General features: G+C 62.4%; 25 protein-coding genes. 2 read left to right on the top strand and 23 right to left on the bottom strand.

The annotated features are described in order from the left end of the window. Nucleotides 1–4: 4 nt before the first annotated feature. From IEX64_RS10310 to IEX64_RS10200, 23 genes are all read right to left on the bottom strand, one after another. Nucleotides 5–1081 carry a site-specific integrase gene (locus IEX64_RS10310; RefSeq protein ID WP_188819582.1) on the bottom strand — a complete coding sequence of 359 codons (1077 nt, stop codon included), beginning with the start codon at nucleotides 1079–1081 and terminating at the stop codon, nucleotides 5–7. Between the two features lie 2 nt (nucleotides 1082–1083). After that, a complete protein-coding gene (locus IEX64_RS10305) occupies nucleotides 1084–1293 on the bottom strand; it encodes a hypothetical protein (protein WP_188819581.1) in 210 nt (69 codons plus the stop codon). Continuing rightward, a complete protein-coding gene (locus IEX64_RS10300) occupies nucleotides 1290–1472 on the bottom strand; it encodes a hypothetical protein (RefSeq protein WP_188819580.1) in 183 nt (60 codons plus the stop codon). Before IEX64_RS10300 ends, IEX64_RS10305 begins: the two co-directional genes overlap by 4 nt. Then, nucleotides 1469–1933, bottom strand: coding sequence for a hypothetical protein (locus IEX64_RS10295; protein ID WP_188819579.1), 465 nt, complete (start codon nucleotides 1931–1933; stop codon nucleotides 1469–1471). The genes IEX64_RS10300 and IEX64_RS10295 overlap by 4 nt, the downstream gene beginning before the upstream one ends. Continuing rightward, the gene (locus IEX64_RS10290) at nucleotides 1930–2298 is read right to left on the bottom strand and encodes a DUF4031 domain-containing protein (protein WP_188819578.1); all 369 of its coding nucleotides are present in this window, start codon (nucleotides 2296–2298) and stop codon (nucleotides 1930–1932) included. Before IEX64_RS10290 ends, IEX64_RS10295 begins: the two co-directional genes overlap by 4 nt. Continuing rightward, on the bottom strand, nucleotides 2295–2726 hold the full coding sequence (locus IEX64_RS10285) for a DUF7694 domain-containing protein (protein ID WP_188819577.1): 432 nt from the start codon (nucleotides 2724–2726) through the stop codon (nucleotides 2295–2297). The genes IEX64_RS10290 and IEX64_RS10285 overlap by 4 nt, the downstream gene beginning before the upstream one ends. Further along, on the bottom strand, nucleotides 2723–5326 hold the full coding sequence (locus IEX64_RS10280; RefSeq protein WP_188819576.1) for a DNA methyltransferase: 2604 nt from the start codon (nucleotides 5324–5326) through the stop codon (nucleotides 2723–2725). Before IEX64_RS10280 ends, IEX64_RS10285 begins: the two co-directional genes overlap by 4 nt. Then, complete coding sequence (locus IEX64_RS10275; RefSeq protein WP_188819575.1) at nucleotides 5323–5865, bottom strand: Rieske (2Fe-2S) protein; 543 nt, start codon at nucleotides 5863–5865, stop codon at nucleotides 5323–5325. Before IEX64_RS10275 ends, IEX64_RS10280 begins: the two co-directional genes overlap by 4 nt. Continuing rightward, nucleotides 5862–6977, bottom strand: coding sequence for an ATP-dependent DNA helicase (locus IEX64_RS10270; RefSeq protein ID WP_188819574.1), 1116 nt, complete (start codon nucleotides 6975–6977; stop codon nucleotides 5862–5864). Before IEX64_RS10270 ends, IEX64_RS10275 begins: the two co-directional genes overlap by 4 nt. Beyond that, on the bottom strand, nucleotides 6974–7333 hold the full coding sequence (locus tag IEX64_RS10265; protein WP_188819573.1) for a hypothetical protein: 360 nt from the start codon (nucleotides 7331–7333) through the stop codon (nucleotides 6974–6976). Before IEX64_RS10265 ends, IEX64_RS10270 begins: the two co-directional genes overlap by 4 nt. After that, nucleotides 7323–7754, bottom strand: a complete 432-nt coding sequence (locus IEX64_RS10260) for a recombination protein NinB (RefSeq protein ID WP_188819572.1) — start codon at nucleotides 7752–7754, stop codon at nucleotides 7323–7325. The genes IEX64_RS10265 and IEX64_RS10260 overlap by 11 nt, the downstream gene beginning before the upstream one ends. A gap of 11 nt (nucleotides 7755–7765) precedes the next feature. Further along, nucleotides 7766–8275: a single-stranded DNA-binding protein gene (gene ssb, locus IEX64_RS10255; protein ID WP_188819571.1), complete on the bottom strand. Its 510-nt coding sequence runs from the start codon at nucleotides 8273–8275 to the stop codon at nucleotides 7766–7768. A gap of 2 nt (nucleotides 8276–8277) precedes the next feature. Beyond that, nucleotides 8278–9261, bottom strand: a complete 984-nt coding sequence (locus tag IEX64_RS10250) for a hypothetical protein (RefSeq protein WP_188819570.1) — start codon at nucleotides 9259–9261, stop codon at nucleotides 8278–8280. Between the two features lie 13 nt (nucleotides 9262–9274). Further along, a complete protein-coding gene (locus IEX64_RS10245; protein ID WP_188819569.1) occupies nucleotides 9275–10003 on the bottom strand; it encodes an ERF family protein in 729 nt (242 codons plus the stop codon). A 94-nt stretch (nucleotides 10004–10097) separates the two neighbouring features. Continuing rightward, on the bottom strand, nucleotides 10098–10349 hold the full coding sequence (locus tag IEX64_RS10240; RefSeq protein WP_188819568.1) for a hypothetical protein: 252 nt from the start codon (nucleotides 10347–10349) through the stop codon (nucleotides 10098–10100). Beyond that, complete coding sequence (locus IEX64_RS10235; protein WP_188819567.1) at nucleotides 10349–10804, bottom strand: hypothetical protein; 456 nt, start codon at nucleotides 10802–10804, stop codon at nucleotides 10349–10351. The genes IEX64_RS10240 and IEX64_RS10235 overlap by 1 nt, the downstream gene beginning before the upstream one ends. Next, a complete protein-coding gene (locus IEX64_RS10230; RefSeq protein WP_188819566.1) occupies nucleotides 10801–11148 on the bottom strand; it encodes a hypothetical protein in 348 nt (115 codons plus the stop codon). Before IEX64_RS10230 ends, IEX64_RS10235 begins: the two co-directional genes overlap by 4 nt. A 121-nt stretch (nucleotides 11149–11269) precedes the next feature. Next, entirely contained in the window at nucleotides 11270–11674 is a 405-nt protein-coding gene (locus IEX64_RS10225) for an HIRAN domain-containing protein (protein ID WP_229710185.1), read from the bottom strand. A 3-nt stretch (nucleotides 11675–11677) separates the two neighbouring features. Further along, complete coding sequence (locus IEX64_RS10220) at nucleotides 11678–12136, bottom strand: hypothetical protein (RefSeq protein WP_188819565.1); 459 nt, start codon at nucleotides 12134–12136, stop codon at nucleotides 11678–11680. Continuing rightward, nucleotides 12106–12525: a hypothetical protein gene (locus IEX64_RS10215; RefSeq protein WP_188819564.1), complete on the bottom strand. Its 420-nt coding sequence runs from the start codon at nucleotides 12523–12525 to the stop codon at nucleotides 12106–12108. Before IEX64_RS10215 ends, IEX64_RS10220 begins: the two co-directional genes overlap by 31 nt. 103 nt (nucleotides 12526–12628) lie before the next feature. Continuing rightward, on the bottom strand, nucleotides 12629–12937 hold the full coding sequence (locus IEX64_RS10210) for a hypothetical protein (protein WP_188819563.1): 309 nt from the start codon (nucleotides 12935–12937) through the stop codon (nucleotides 12629–12631). Continuing rightward, entirely contained in the window at nucleotides 12924–13232 is a 309-nt protein-coding gene (locus IEX64_RS10205) for a hypothetical protein (protein WP_188819562.1), read from the bottom strand. The genes IEX64_RS10210 and IEX64_RS10205 overlap by 14 nt, the downstream gene beginning before the upstream one ends. 4 nt (nucleotides 13233–13236) lie before the next feature. Further along, nucleotides 13237–13992 carry a S24 family peptidase gene (locus IEX64_RS10200; protein WP_188819561.1) on the bottom strand — a complete coding sequence of 252 codons (756 nt, stop codon included), beginning with the start codon at nucleotides 13990–13992 and terminating at the stop codon, nucleotides 13237–13239. 99 nt (nucleotides 13993–14091) lie between these two features. Here IEX64_RS10200 and IEX64_RS10195 point away from each other — a divergent pair, with 99 nt between their 5' ends. Both IEX64_RS10195 and IEX64_RS10190 read left to right on the top strand, forming a co-directional pair. Continuing rightward, nucleotides 14092–14304 (top strand): hypothetical protein, encoded by a 213-nt coding sequence (locus IEX64_RS10195; protein ID WP_188819560.1) that lies wholly within the window; start codon nucleotides 14092–14094, stop codon nucleotides 14302–14304. Next, nucleotides 14301–15068, top strand: a complete 768-nt coding sequence (locus tag IEX64_RS10190) for a hypothetical protein (RefSeq protein ID WP_188819559.1) — start codon at nucleotides 14301–14303, stop codon at nucleotides 15066–15068. Before IEX64_RS10195 ends, IEX64_RS10190 begins: the two co-directional genes overlap by 4 nt. Nucleotides 15069–15111 lie beyond the last annotated feature (43 nt).

The raw sequence follows: 15111 nt of genomic DNA, 5'->3' as shown, positions 1-15111 counted from the left end.
AGTCTCACTTTGTTCCGCGGCTGATCCTGTCGGCAAGAGCGACCACGACGCGCGCCTGATCGACATAGCGAACCCGGATCGATGCCACGTCCTTGGTGTCCCATCCGAGGATGTCTGCGATCTCCTGATCGGTCAGACCGGCGATCATGCAGCGCGTGGCGAAAGTGCCGCGCAGGTCGTGCAGGTTGACCTTGATCCCGCTCGCCTGCTTGGCGTCGTTGAAGCGGCTACCGAATCCCTTTGGCGTCCAAGGGCGCCATGACGAGTTCGACAGCGCCGTCTCGGGCAATGGCTTGCGGCGCGACGGCCGCCTGCTTTCCATATCCTCGGCGTGGCGGGCCTTGATCCGGTCGAGAACCGCGCGTGTCTCTGGCAGTAGAGGTATCACGATGCGCGTTCGCCCCCGGCTCTTGCCGGTGTGCCAGATGATGGCGTGTTCGCCGATGGCGTCCCATGGCAGCTTGACCAGGTCACCGCGCCGCAGGCCGGTGCATGCCGCCAATTCGACAGCCTCCTGCACCTCGACCGACGCCTGCGGGTTGAAGGCCTTGAAGTCCGTCGCCTCCCAGATGATGGCAGACCTGTTCACATCGTAGAGTTGCTCGATGCCGCTGGCATGGTTCTTCTCAAGCCGACCGCGATCCACACCCCACGACAGGACGCGCGAAAGCACCTGTATCGCCATGTCGGCGCTGCGCGGCCTATCGGCCCACTGATCGCGCCATTCGAGGATGTCTCCACGGATTCGGCGGTCATTGAAGACGGCGAGCCGGGCCTTGCCGAACTTCGCCTCGATGCGATCGAGCCAAGGCCGCCAACCACTTTGCGTCGTGTCGGCGAGTTTTTTCCATTCCGGGCTGGCGCGATAGCCAACGACAAGCGCCTTCATTGTCTCGGCCGCGACGAATGCGCCGTGCTTCTGTCGAGCCGCTCCGATGGCGTCGATGATCTCGCCGGTGATCTTGGGGCGCTGCCCACCCTCCTGCTTGTGCACGAGCGGCCCGCCGCGCCACGCATAGACGTAGTAACGCACCGGACGGCCCGGTTTGCGTTTCGTGACGATGTGCGGGCCTTGTGCCAAGCTCAGTTTCCTTCGCGCTTCCAGTCGTCATAAGCACTGCCGGTGTTGGCGGCGCGAACGGCCTGCTCAGCGAGGATGCGGATAGTACCATCGGGGGCGAGTTCGACGCCACCGATCTTGATGCCGAGCTCGCGCGCCGTCTCGACATACGATTTCACCTTCGCCTTGGTGGCGTAGTGTCGTGATCGGGGCTTGCGGGCTGCGGAGCTCATTGCCTCGCCCTCTCCTCTCGCTGGATGTCGCCCCTCGCCCGAATCCGGTTGAGCGCGCGCTGGTAATCCGCAGGAGCGTCGAAAAAGACGCCCATGGTGTGGAGGAATGCGACGCAGTGCTCTGCACGCTCCTCGTTGGTGTGGTTGCGCCAGTCGGTGGCTTGGTCGAGGAGGTTCATTCCGAATTCCCCTTCGCCTTTCTCGCTCGCCTTGCCTCTTCCCACTCGCGGTTGATGCTGCCCATCTTCGCCACATCCTCGGGAAAGATGCCCTCACCGCAATGCGGACAGGACGGGACCATCTTCTTGCGGCGGAACAGTTCGTCCATCCGCTTGGCGGCGATGCGGATGATGTTGTGCGAAACGGCCTCTTTGACCTCCGCCTGGCGCCGCTCAATCTCTTTGGCCGCGCGGTCAAAGTTCTCGACGATCAGCATGAAGGCGTCGAACGCTTCTACGTCCGTCTCGCAGTCCTTGCACCAGATCCGGCGCTCTTTCTGATCATAGACCAGCGGCCGATGCTTGCAGGCGCTGACCGGACGGCGGGACATGCCGCGCGCAACGCGCAGATCGCCGATGTCGACGACCTTCAAGCCATAGAGGTAATCCTGTTCGACGACGGGCGGGGTTTTGTCGGTCATGCCGCGTCACGCTCCCTGATGGCCGCAACAGTATCGAGCTTCATCTGGGCCCGCTCGCGCTGCTCCGGCGTGGCGCCGTCCCATGCCAGCATGCGGCGTGCCTCATGCTCGACCGGGCCATACCGATCGGTCAGCACCGCGCCGTGGCGGATCGCCAGCGCTTTCTTGCTCAGCGCAATGTCGAAGTGGACCCAGCTCGCATTGCGGTGCTTGCCGAAAGAGAGCGTCGGGTGCCCCTGTATCCACTTCCTCTGCACGCCGATCAGATCAACCATGGCGAGAAGCTCATCGAGCGTATCGGCCCACATGTGGCACATGACCATGTTGCCGAAGCGGTGGCGGACGTCGTCTACGTAGACGGTCATGCTGCCCTCACCTCCTTGCTCCGGTCAAAGATCGTGAAAGGCAGCACCATCTCAGGCGGTAGCACCCACATGTGGTACATGTCCGCCTGGTCGATGAGCTCCGCGTCCGGCGGCATTACTTCGACGGCGGTGTACTCCGGGCCGAACAGTTCGTTCTTGATGCGCTGCTTGTCGCGCCATGGCGGTTCAAGGTTGCTGGCCGTCCGGATCGCGCAGTGCTGCACGAGGCCCCATTCAGTTCGCACCGGGCGCACGAGCACCGCATAGAGGTCGTTGGCATGCGCCGACCTGATCTCCTTGCACCAACCGTTTCCACCAGGCAGGCCGAACGGCAGGTTCGAGAAGCGCCACGCGCCCCAATGGCCGGTCTTCCATGCCTTGCGCTCAAGGGCGACTGCGTGGCGATTCTGCTGACGGTTTCCGGTCATGCCGCATCCTCCAGACCGAGGAGCCCGAACAGCGTCGGGATAGCCGCCTGCCGCTCCGCTTCCTGCAGGTAGCGCACGCTGTGGGCGAAGTAGTCGGGGTTGAGCTCGCTACCCTGCCCGCGCCGCTTCTTGAGGATCGCGCGCATCGGCACGGTTCCAAGGCCGCAGAAGGGATCGTAGACGAGCTCGCCTTCCATGCTGAACCGGTCGATCAGGCGGTCGACGATATCGAACTGCAGCGGGCAGACGTGCTTCTCGCGGCCCTTGGCGACCTGTTCGGCGTTGAGCGTGCGCATGCGGACGATGTCGTCCCAGGTGTCGGGATCGTGCGCACCGGGAGCGAGGCTCATGAAGGTGCGCGGAAGATGGCCGCGCGTGTCGTTCACGTCCCGCGCCTCGATGTGCTCGCCGATCGCGACGTGCTTGTCGAAATTGTAGATCATGGCCCGCGTACCCTCGGTGAAGGCTTTGACCAGCGGCCCGACGCCCATCTCTCCGAAGTGCTCAGCCGCTGCGCCGAGTTCAGCTGGCATGGCGAGGCGCTCGCCACTGGAACGCCAGAAGGCATGCGCGTCGATCTGCCATTTCGCGAGGCTATAGGCATCAGGCTCCTTGCGCACCGGTCGGTCCGCATAGCCGCGGCTCCGGTCGCTCTGCGGCTTGCGCATCAGCAGCACATACTCGGGCGAGCCCACGCCCATCTTCGTGCCGTCCTTGAGCATTTCGCTGTAGGAGAGACGATAGGTCTGGTTGTTCTCGCGAACGACGTCGGTGTTGACGTGGATCATGCCCATGTATTGGAAGCCGTGGCGCAGATAGTGATCGATGCACTTGGCATGGAACGGGTTCACCGTGGGTACGCCATGCCCGGTCACGTTGCCGAACATGATTCGATCCTTGACGTGGATGCAGGCGAGACGGCCGGGAGCCAGCGCGCGGAGGAGTTCGGGCGTCAGGAAGTCCATCTGCGCGAAGAAATGCGCATCATCGTCGGTGTGGCCGAAGTCGTTGTAGCTCGGCGTGTACTCGTAGTGATTGCTGAAAGGGATCGACGTGACAAGCAGGTCGACAGATCCATCGGCCAGCGTGCGAGCCTCCTCGACGCAATCGTTATGCGCAAGCTTCCACCCGGCGCCGGTCATTTCGGTACGCTCCACTCCGATGCTCCTTTTCATGGCGTCGGCGGCAGCGGCGTGGTTGAGGCCGTACTTGCGGATGATTTCCGACATGCGGGCCTTCATCTCATCGTCGCGCTGCCACTTGGCCAGCAGTTCGCGCCGCACCTGATCCTCGGTTTCGGCGTAGATGATGTCGATCTCGACCGGGCACGGCTGGAGGAAGCGGTGCAGACGGTGGATCGCCTGAATGAAGTCGTTGAACTTGAAGCCGACGCCCGCGAAAATCGCCCGGTGGCAATGGCGCTGCAGGTTCGTCCCGCTGCCGAGCATTACCGGCTTGGCGGCGAGGCGTGAGAGCTCACCGTCTGCAAATCGGCCGATGATCTCCTCGCGGCGGTCGAGGTCCTGCGCGCCATAGACGCTCTCGACGCCCGCGATCTTCTCAAGCGCGCGGCGCTCATCCTCGAGGTCGTGCCAGAGTAGGTAGTGGGCGTCCGGATCCTGCTCCATGATCTCGGCGACCTTGCCGATGCGCTGGTCGAGCGTGCGGCGCTTCTCGCGGCTGGCGCCCACCACGCCGACTGCCTTGTCACGGAACAGCGCCGCCTGGCCGAAGTTGTCGACTTCCTTGCCGCCGGAGATGTCCGTCTTCACCTCGTGCCAGCGGACCGTGATCTCAGGCAGGTCGTATCCCTCGTCGCTGAACCCGAGGTCGCTGGGGCGCTGCAGAAACACCGCCCAGCTGTTCACCCACAACCAAAATTCATCTTGCTTATGTTCGTATAGCTTGAGGTCGTTTGCCTTCTCGCTGTTGCGCTGGAAAAAGCGCGTGAGGGCCTGCCCTGTATCCATGATGCCGAGGAACCCGGCATAGTGGATCAGTTCCTTGTAGCGGTTCGGGCTCGGCGTGGCCGTGGCGACGAAGCGGTACGGGACAGCCTCGAAAAGCGGCAGGAACTCCTGAAACGTCTTGCTGCCGTAGCTGCGCAGGACGCTCGCCTCATCGAGGCTGCAGACCGTGAACCGGCTGACATCGACCTTGCCATCGCGCACGCTCTCGTAGTTCGTCAGGTAGAGCCCGCACTCATCGCCGATCTCGTCAATCTCGGCGTCCGACTTCACGAAGTGCAAGGGGATGCCTAGCTTATTGGCATCGGCGATGAACTCCCGGCGCACGCCAAGCGGGGCCACGATCAACCCCATGATCGCTCGCACTGGATCATCATTGGTAATGCGCATCCTCTCGACAATGCTGAGGATGATGTCGCAGATCAGCAGTTGTTGGATCGACTTGCCTAGCCCGAAGGCTTCGAAAAGGGCACGACGCCCGCCCTCAACGGCCCAGCGCACGATCGCGCGCTGATGCGGCTTGATTTCGTCGCCGGTGCGAAGGTGTGTCGGTATGTCGTCGAGCGTACAAGGTAGCCCGGCCGGGAGTGCGAGCGGAGCCTTCGCTTCAAGGAAGGCGCGATAGTCGGTCATGCAGGCCTCCTGCAATCGACGTGCAGCCCATGCAGGGGGCAGGTCACAATGCCCTGGTCATCCGGTACGAGACTGGAGAGGTCGGCCTTGCGGTGCGGGCACAGCAGGCGGCCATCGGTACGCCGGATGGGTTCGGCTGGATTGGGATAGTCGGCGCGCAAGGCCTGAATTACCGGCTTGCCGCCATGCACGTAAGGCGTGTCCGCAGACCGACACTTCCGAAGCTTGAGGATAGGCCGGCCCTTCTCGTGCGGCTCACCGCGACGAAACAGCGGTTGCGCCTGTGTCACCGCAGCCAGCGAGCCGTAGAAGGTTCCGCCGTATCTCTCGACGCGGCGCGCTTGCTGCTCAGTTAGAAATCTCGGGTCCACGTGATAGTGCGCATCCGGAAAATTGAAGTGCTCCAGATCGGTGTGCATCGGCCCGATGACCGGCCAATCACCTTTCACGCCGCAGTAGATGTAGGGCACAACCGGGACCATGTAGAACTGTCCGGGAACCGGCGGGACGCGCAGATCGGAGAGAAGCGGAACACTCATACGATCACCGTCACGCGCTCGGCCGCACGGGTTACGGCCGTGTAGAGCCAGTTCTTCTTCGCATCCCGGAAAGCCCCGCTTTCATCGAAGATGATCACGTCGTCCCATTGGGAGCCCTGCGACTTGTGACACGTGATCGCCCACCCGAAGGTGAACTCCTGCGTGCCGCGTTTCTCCTGCCATGGGACGGTCTGCTCGGTGCCGTTGAAGAACTCCTCGAACACCTCGACCTTGATCGGATCGCGCTTCTCGTCGAGCGAACTGGCCGTGATTTCCAGCTTGCCGCCAAGGTCCTCGATCACCTCGGCATCCCACAGGCCGCCGTTGAATATGTGCTTCGTCTTGTCGTTGCGCAGGCAAATGAGGCGGTCGCCTGCGGTCGGATGCCACGGCTGCAGCGACCCGCGCAGGCCCTTCATGGCCCGGATGCGCTGGTTGTAGGACGTGCGGGTTCGATTGAGACCGCATAGCAGCTGGTCAGCGCCGAGAACGAGTTCGCCCAGCTTGTCGCGGCCAATGTCGCGACTGCGGGTCACAAGGCTGTTGCCGTACTGGCCCATCTGCAGGCGCTTGCCCGCGCGAATGTCCATCGACATGCGGATGATCGGGTTGTCCTGTGCCTGGCGGTGGACCTCGGTCAGCATCACGTCCGGTTCGGCGTTGATGAAAAAGCCCTCGTCCTTCACGGGCGGCAGCTGCGCCGGATCGCCCAGAACGAGAATGCGCGTACCGAAGCTGAGCAGATCGCGGGCCAGCGCTTCGCCGACCATGGACACCTCGTCCACGATCAGCAGCGCGGCATCGACGAGGTCGCTCTCATCGTTGAGCTTGAATTCCGCCTCACCGGTCCGCTCGTCGACTTCCACGCAGTAGATCAAGGAATGGATCGTCGAGGCGCCTTCGCAGCCCTTCTTGCGGAGCACGAGAGCGGCCTTGCCGGTGAAGGTGGCATAGAGCACCTTGCCCTTCACGGACCCGGCCAGTTCCTTAGCCAGCGTCGTTTTGCCGGTGCCTGCATAGCCGAACAGCCGGAAGCATTGCTTGGCAGCGGGATCGGCTAGCCATGCCTTCACGCCGCGGATCGCGGCATCCTGTTGCGGGGACCAGCTCATGCAGCGACACTCCGGAAGTGGTTGGCATGGATGGCGCGTTCAGCGGCTTCAATCTGGGCAGTATGCTCGAAAATTCGCGGAAGCATCGCGCTCGCGGTCGTCATATCGTGCGCAGCAACAGCGTTGAGGCACGCCTCAATCGCAACAAGCTGATCAGCCGTGTAACCGGGAAGTTCACGCCCAAGGGCTTCCCGCAGCTGCTCGACGGTCGCCTCTTCAAGCGCTTCGTCGATATCAACGTCGGCCGACACGGTCACGACCATGCCCTCGTGGCCCTCCTCAACGGCGGCTCGCTTGGCATCGTCTACGTCGCGGACGTCGACCACAACTTGCATATTGACGAAATTAAGCGGCATGGCGGCCAAGCTCCTCTGCGAAGTAGGCGGCTGAGCGTTCCGACCACTGCACGCCATGCTTGGCGCCAACGGCGTAGATCAGTTCGATCAGCCCGGAAAATTGCGATTTGGTCAGCATCGATGAGCTCATGCCGACCGGGAACATGCCCTGCCCCTCAAGCGCTGGCAGGAAGCGCATCTCCATGCCGAGCAGGTTCAGGAACCGCAGCTTCATGTCGTTCGCGCTGAACTCGGCGAACTCGGGCACCTGCGCCTGCAGATCGGCGAGCATCGGCCACATCTTGCGGTTCTGCGCATCGCTGCGGGTCGCCTCGCCGAGCCGCATCACGAAGTTGGGCGGCGCCTGGTCGATGAGGTTCTTCGCGTGCTGACGCTGGGTATCGCCAACGAGGAAGATGGTGCGCTTGAGGGGGTCAGACATCGGTCATCCCCTCAAAATGGAATATCGTCATCGAGGTCGTCGCCGAAGCCACCGCCACCACTGCCGCCGCCAGAGCCCCAATCGCTCGATCCACCCTGCGAGCCCCAGCCATTTCCGCCTTGGTTACCGCGTCCGCCATCGTTGGACCGGCCACCGCCCTGCCCTTCTCCGGCGCTGTCGAGCATGGTAATCTTGCCGCCCATCCCGCCGACCGCGACCTCGGTCGTGTACCGGTCGTTGCCCTGCTGATCCTGCCACTTGCGGGTGCGCAGCTGGCCCTCGACATAGATCTTCGAGCCCTTGCGCAGATAGCGCTCGACAATGCCGACAAGGCCGTCCGACTGAACCGAAATGCTGTGCCACTCGGTACGCTCCCGGCGCTCGCCGGTCTGGCGATCCTTCCACGTCTCGGATGTGGCGATGCGCAGGTTCGCGATGCGGCCACCGTTCTGGAACGACTTCACTTCCGGGTCGGCGCCCAGGTTGCCGATTAGGATTACTTTGTTGACGCTGCCTGCCATAACTACGCGGCCTTCTTGTCTTCGTGGAATGTCACGCCAGGGATGTTGCGGCGCGTGGCTTCGTTGCGCGCATCGCGGTCGGCGAGCGTCTGGATGAGTTCGCGGAAAGCCTCGGGCTGCTGCGCGAGATAGTGGAGCAGCGCGGCCTTCTGATCCGTGATCTCGGCGCGCCAGTACGACCGCAGGCCCAGCGAGCGCGTGCCCTCGCCGCCGCCAGCGCCGACACGCTCCTTGCTCACACCCTTGGCCTGCCTGAGCAGGTCCTCGGCACTGGCGAGCATGTCGTCGGCCTTGTCCATGTCGGCGAGGTCGGTAGAGGTCTTCGCCTCCTCGCGTGCAGCGATGGCTTCTTGCGCGGCTTTCTGGGCAGCCGCGGCAGCTTCGGCTTCGCGCTGGCGGCGCTCCTCGTCCTTCTTGGTCAACCATGCCGTGGACATGTTGCCGCATGCGAGGATGGCCTTGGTCAGCTTGCCGTCCGGGATCGTCTTCTTGCCCTTGGACGTGTAGCCGTTCTGCCACTCCGCAATCTTCGCGATGGCTTCGTTGTGAGGTTTCTTCTCCTCGGCAGCGTTGTCATCGACCAGCTTTGCGGCTTGCTGCAGCTGGCGCATGAGGCGACCGACCGCGTCGGCCTGTTCCTGGCTTTCAATCACGAAGCCATCGGCCCAATTCGCCGCCTCGGTCAGCAGATCGTCAACATGGGCGTCGATGGCACTGCGGCCCGTGGGGCTCGGTGCGGCCTTGTCGCGTATCGGAGTTGGCGGGTTGTTGTCGCCCATCGGCGCCGGGCCGTCGCGAACCGGCGTTTCCGTGTCGCTTTCGGCAGCCTCGGCTTCGAGCCGCTCGACGTGCGCGGTCAGGGCTTCGATCTCGGCGGTACGCTCCGGCTCCTCGCGATGCAGCTTGGCAAGCGCGTTCTTCGCGTAGGGCAGCGGCATGGTTGCGATCTCTTTCGCGCCCTTGCTGGATTTGTAGTGGGTGAGCATCGTGCAGGGCTCCTCAGAAGGGCACATCGTCCGGGTTGATGTCGTTGAAGTCGCCGCCATCGGACTGGCCGGCGCGGTTTGTCTGTTCCTTCGCCTTCTCGGCGAACTTGTCCTCAAGGTTGTTGATGACCTTCATCGCCTGCGCGGAGGTCAGTTGCTTGAGGTTGTTGACCTTGAAATGGTCGAGATACGGCGCCGGATTGAGTTTCAGGTTGTCGAGAATGTCGACGATCCGTGACCACTGCGCCTCGCTGATAAGCTCAGGTCCTTGCTGCTGCCTGTCCTGATGCTGCTCGTGGCGCTGATTGCCGTTGCCTTGCCGTCCATTGGATGGATCGCGGCGCTCGGCACCACGCATGGCGGCTTCTGCGTCATCGTCTTCCGTGGCGATGCCAAAGGCCGTCTGCAGCGCGTAGCGGCGGCAGTAGGTCACTGCTGAGCCGAAGCCTTGAGGATCGCGCTTGTTGGTCGGAACGAACATTTCGCCCGCCGACAGTTCGTCCCCGCTCTCGTGAATGTAGAACGTCTCGATCAGCGCACCGTCAGGATCGCGCTTCGGAACCTGGCGGTACCAGATACCATGCTTGGCTACGGGACGGATCGCGGCAATCACCGACGAGAGGTCCGCATAGGTCTTCTTAAAATGCGGGTTCTCTGCGTTCTTCTGCGCGCCCTCGACATCGGCGAGCGCCTTCGCCAGTGCGCCGATGATGGAAGGCTTGATCTCGGTCTGAGCGTTCATCGCGTCATTCCCTGTGTGTCGCCCTGCACCGAAAGGGCGACACTGGTTGAGCATATCCGGCAGGGGGGACTGAGCCGGTCGGTGCTGCGGGGGGTCAGATCAGGCCGAGGCCCTTGAAGAGGACGAGCCACACGGCGAGCGTGAGGAGGCCGAGGATCGCGTAGGCCGTGCCGTTGCCGGGGCCCGGCTGCGGATCCTCGCCAGCCTCGCGGGCCAGTTGGGCCTCCTCGCAGCGCATTTCGCGCAGCTTTTGCGAGTAGCTACGGGTGCTGTTGACCGTGCTCTGGCGCAGGCGGGGCGGAGCGTTCACGTAGGCCGGGCGGCCATCGGCGCGGGTTGCAGGCATTATCGTGCCCTCCCATCGATCAGGTCGCGATCAGCGCCCACCACATCGGCGCCGGGGCTCCAGCGGAACGGCTCGACCGGCGAGAACTCGGACACGGCCATCGTGAACAGCGCGGCGGGATAGAAGCGCTTGGCTTTCACCGCCCTGCCCTTCTCCTTGTCGAAGACGTAGGGCGCCTTGGTGTCCTGCTTGATGGCGTAGAAGTGCGCCATGCGCTTGGCTGAGACGGTATCGGTGACCAGCACAACGAGCGCGTCCTTGTGCTGCAGGGCATTGCCGACGAGCGCGGCATTCACCGCCTCATCGAGCGTGCGGACCTCACCGATCGTGCACGGGATGGCCTCGGCACGCGGGTTGTCCGGGGACAGGCGCCATGCCGCGAAGACTTCCTTCGGAGCCGGGCGGGCGTCGCGGTCGGCAGCGACCATGACGCGGGCTTGCTGGGTCATGTTCATGCCGCCGCTCCCATCGGAATGTTGCTCTCGGCTGCGCGGCCTTCCGGCTCATCGTCGCCGAAGTAGAGCACACGATCAGGGCGACCTTCGCCGCTGAACCGGATTTCCTCGACGTCGGACCAGCGCGCGACCTCGGCGAACCCGCCCATGCGGCTGACCTCGATGCCATCATCCGACACGGCGCGCACATCGGCATCCACGAACGCCACGCCGGGCGTGAAGATGTCGACGAATACGGTGCGGGGGATCAGGTAGCCGTCAGCGTTGCGGCTGCGGTTCAGGCGAGCGCCCACGAACGGGGCGAGCATCGCGCGGGCTTCGGTGATGTTGGCGGGGTGTGCCATGACGATCTCCAACGAAGGGCCCGTTGGGTCTGCGCTTTCGGCTCACCGCTGGGCTGTTGGAGACTGAATAGTAGGACTGGTCCTACGTGTCAATCTAATAAGTAGGACTTGTCCCACATTTTCAGTCTGGCCACTCTTCGTCGGGCATCCAGCCCGGATCATAGTCGCGAACCTCATCGAGATCGTGCTGAGCCGATTCTCGTCGCAGAGGCAGTTCCGGCTGCTCGCCATCAAAGGCGACGCGCACGACCGCGCCGTAAGGTGCCGGCTCCTGGAAGATGGCAGACCACTCGACCCCGCTGCGGATCAGCTGTCCCATGCGTGGCGCGCGCTCGGCGGTGAGGTAGCCGATCTGGATGCCGCGCGCGGAGTAGACGGCGACGGCGCGCTCATCTGCCGCGTTGTCGGGTTCGGGGCGCAGGTCGACCGGCTCGCCGGGGATGCACATGGCGATCTCGAAGCGGCGGTCGGGTCCGGACTTGTTGGGGTAGTCAGCGCCGACGACGGCGAGGGAGAATGGGAGCAAGGCTCAGGCGGGGAGTTTTTCCAACTTGCGCAATGTCTTCCTCGCGGCTCTTTGCGCTAGTGCCATTTCCCGAGCCGGCCTGAGCCTGTAGATTTCAGCATCCACCGGCATGTCATTGATCGTGCATTCCTTCACAGAAGCCACACCCGTGCCATCGCCGTCGATATGGAATATGCCTCCGAGCACCTTGGGCAGCACTTCAGACGGCGCCGACAGGTGAACGTCTACCAAACTCAGTCCGTCGATAGGATCGAATTGTGAAAGCGCCTTGGAGATCAGCGCATAGGTTTTCCTTCTACCAATAACATCAACAAAATCAGTTACCACGGTGTAGCGCCAATCTTTGAGGTGGTAGAAATGAATCCAAAGCGCGCCCTGGGGCTCGATCCCCATCTCATCGAGGTGCTCCAGCAGCGTGCGACCAGCCTCAATCAAGTCCGGTGCCACTCGTTCAATAGCCATTGCCAAATCCCCAATTCAGGCTGCAATAGTGCAAGTCTAAAGTCCTTGCCTTCCTTTACCGGGAAGGCTTGGTTCGGATATCTGCGCCCTTGGTCCCAGTCTCGGACAGTAAGCCAATTAAAGAGCTGGGCACCCTTCAAATTCCCTAATGCCTGCCCAAGCCCAGCCTGTTGAGCCACGAAATTCAGATCGTGCGAAGCCGCTGTTCTCATGTGTGAAGGCATACTTCTTTGCTGTGTGTTGCGAAGATATAACGCCTTCAGCATGTACTCAACTGACGATCCATAGCTACGGTAAGCGCCGCGCCAGTCATTTCTTAACGCACAAAAATCGCCGACTTCCTTGAGCTTGCAGGCGTCGTCAAACCATCGGTTTGCTGCGGCGCTCAATTCCCATTCACCAGCCAGATTGCGCGGCAGTGCATGCGATACCCGCGGCCAAATTTGTTTTGATGGCTAGAGCCTATGACGGCAATGGTGAAGCGAATAAGGCTCAATTGAAGAAGTCTTTTAAGCGGTCCGCGGCGAGCACGATGCCGCCGAGGATTGCGACAGACGACCCCATGGCAGTCACAATGAAGCCCTTACTTGGCAAATGGGCGACGCGCTCCGTCAGCGTTGCGATAGACACTTCGACGGCACTCAGCCGGTCAATGATTCTATCGAGACGTTCTTCAACACGATTTACACGACCTTCCATGCCGTCGGATGTGCCACCGCCACCGCCACTTTTCAATCGCCGCAACTCTTCAGTTTGCCGGTCGTAAGCTTCACGAAGCAACCTCAGATCAAGATCCACCATTCTCGCCCCCCGTGGCGGCCAGTCTTTCAGCCATCGACCATAAGTCGTTGGAAGACTCCAAAATGTCACGGAGACGCTTGTCGAATTCAGGAGCATCGCGCCTCAAAGCATCCATCGCCAACGCCACATTCCTGAGGCCCAGTGACGTGCGCGCAGCAATCACCGCCATCTCTTTCTCGACAGCCAAGAAATGCGATTCAACCGCCTCCTTATAGCTATCGTGCATTTGTTTTTGAGCAACTGCCAACTCAAGCTGCTGCCTGCGCAATTGGTCGTATAAATCATCCTTGGACATGGCTTCAGATCCCCCTTGCCAGCCAGATCGCCCTTCCCTGAATTCGCAGATCGGCGGCGTCGACTTCCTGATCGGGGACGTCGCGGTTGTCGGAGATGACGAGCACCCTGCCCTGCCCGACGGTTCGCAAGCGTTTGATACCGGAGGCGCCGAAGAGGTCGATCCAGTAGACGCCGTCCTGCCGGGCGAGCTGGCGGTCGGTGGTGTCGATCAGGATCACATCACCCCAATTGAGCGTGGGATACATACTATCACCGATGCCGGTCACCAGCTTAAGCCGGTCGGGCGGCGAGCGGGTGATGCCGCGGATGAATGCCAGGTCGAAAGAAACCGGCTCAGCCTCGACCCACTCGTCGATCAAAGTGCCGGGGCCCATTGAGAGGGATAAGTCGAGCTTTTGGATGTTTACGGTTTCAGTCTCGCTTGCCCGCCCAAGCGCATAGGCGTGAAGCTCGACGCTTCTGAGGTCGAGATCTTCCTTCTTTTCCGAAACTCCCCCGGACCATTGGCTTTGCGGCTCAACGTCCTCCCCGGCCACCGCGCGCTCCAGTAGGTCTCTAGGCTGCTCCAATACCTCGGAGATCGCATTCAGTTGAGCCAGGCTGGGGTTTTTACTCTTGCCGCGATCGATATCGTAGATCGGCTTACCCTTGGTGCCGAGCTTCTCTTGCAACATTCGGTCGTAATAGTCGCGCTTCTGCGGCATCAAAGCCACGGCTTGACGGATGAATCGCTGCAGAGGCGTGCTGTCGTCGCTCATGTAGGGCGCATCCCACTTTCCGCCGCCAAGCGGAAGGTTAGGACTTATCCCACTTTGTCCTATTGACCGTAGGACTGATCCTACGTTAGAAGCTTGGTCATGTCCAAGCATCACCCTGACCTGCTCGCAGAGATAGAGGCATTTGTGGCTGAGGCCGGAATGTCTGAGATCACGTTTGGCCGAAAAGCGATGAGCGATCCGCACTTTGTGCGCGACATCCGCAATGGTCGACGGCTCTGGCCGGAAACTGAACTGCGGGCTCGCAACTGGATGCGAGACTGGTCTCCTGACCAGCAGGACGCCGCTGCATGACCGCCCGCCAACCCACTCCGCGCGCGATCCAGTACGGAGGCCCGCACCACCGCATCGCCAACAAGCCGGTCAAAGGCACCGGGGCCCGCATCACCCTGATGCCGGATCATCCCGCCATGCGCGAGGGCCGCACCATCTTCCCTTCGCGCGTCGTCCATCCCGACGACAGCCCGCGCCTGCTCGTCTCGGGCACCAACCAGCGCAAGATCGGCGTGAAGGTCACCAAGGGCCGGTGGAAGGGCTTCCCGCTCTACACCCTCACGCTGGAGGAGCGCGCGACCTGTCCGCGCAGCTGCAGCGAGTGGGCCACTTGCTACGGCTCGAACATGAACTGGTCGCGCCGGCACATGCACGGCATCGACCTCGAGGTGCGCCTCATCGACGAAATCGTCGAGCTTGAGCGCAAGCATCCCAGCGGGTTCGCTGTGCGGCTGCACATCCTGGGCGACTTCTACAGCGTGGCCTACGCGAACCTGTGGCGCCACCTGCTCGCCGAGTGCCCTGCCCTTCACGTGTTCGGCTTCACGGCGCGCCAGCCCGGAACCGACATCGGCGCCGCAGTGACGGCCATGAATGCCGAGAACCCGGGCCGCTGCGCAATCCGCTTCTCGGGCCGGGACAGTCTCGTGATCGACCGGCACGAGGACAGCGAGCATGTCGTCTGCCCCGCGCAGTCCGACCCCAAGGGCAAGCGGTGCTGCGGTACGTGTGCGTTGTGCTGGGCCATGCCGCTCGACCGTCCCGTCGAGTTCGTGAGGCATTAGGCCATGCTCGAGCAATACGCCCAAGCCTTCGGCCCCTTTGCTG

This window comes from Novosphingobium indicum (assembly GCF_014645195.1).
In the GTDB taxonomy this organism is placed as follows: Bacteria; Pseudomonadota; Alphaproteobacteria; order Sphingomonadales; family Sphingomonadaceae; genus Novosphingobium; species Novosphingobium indicum.
The sequence above is the reverse complement of the archived record's forward strand: the minus strand, read 5'-3'. Positions and strand labels throughout refer to the sequence as shown.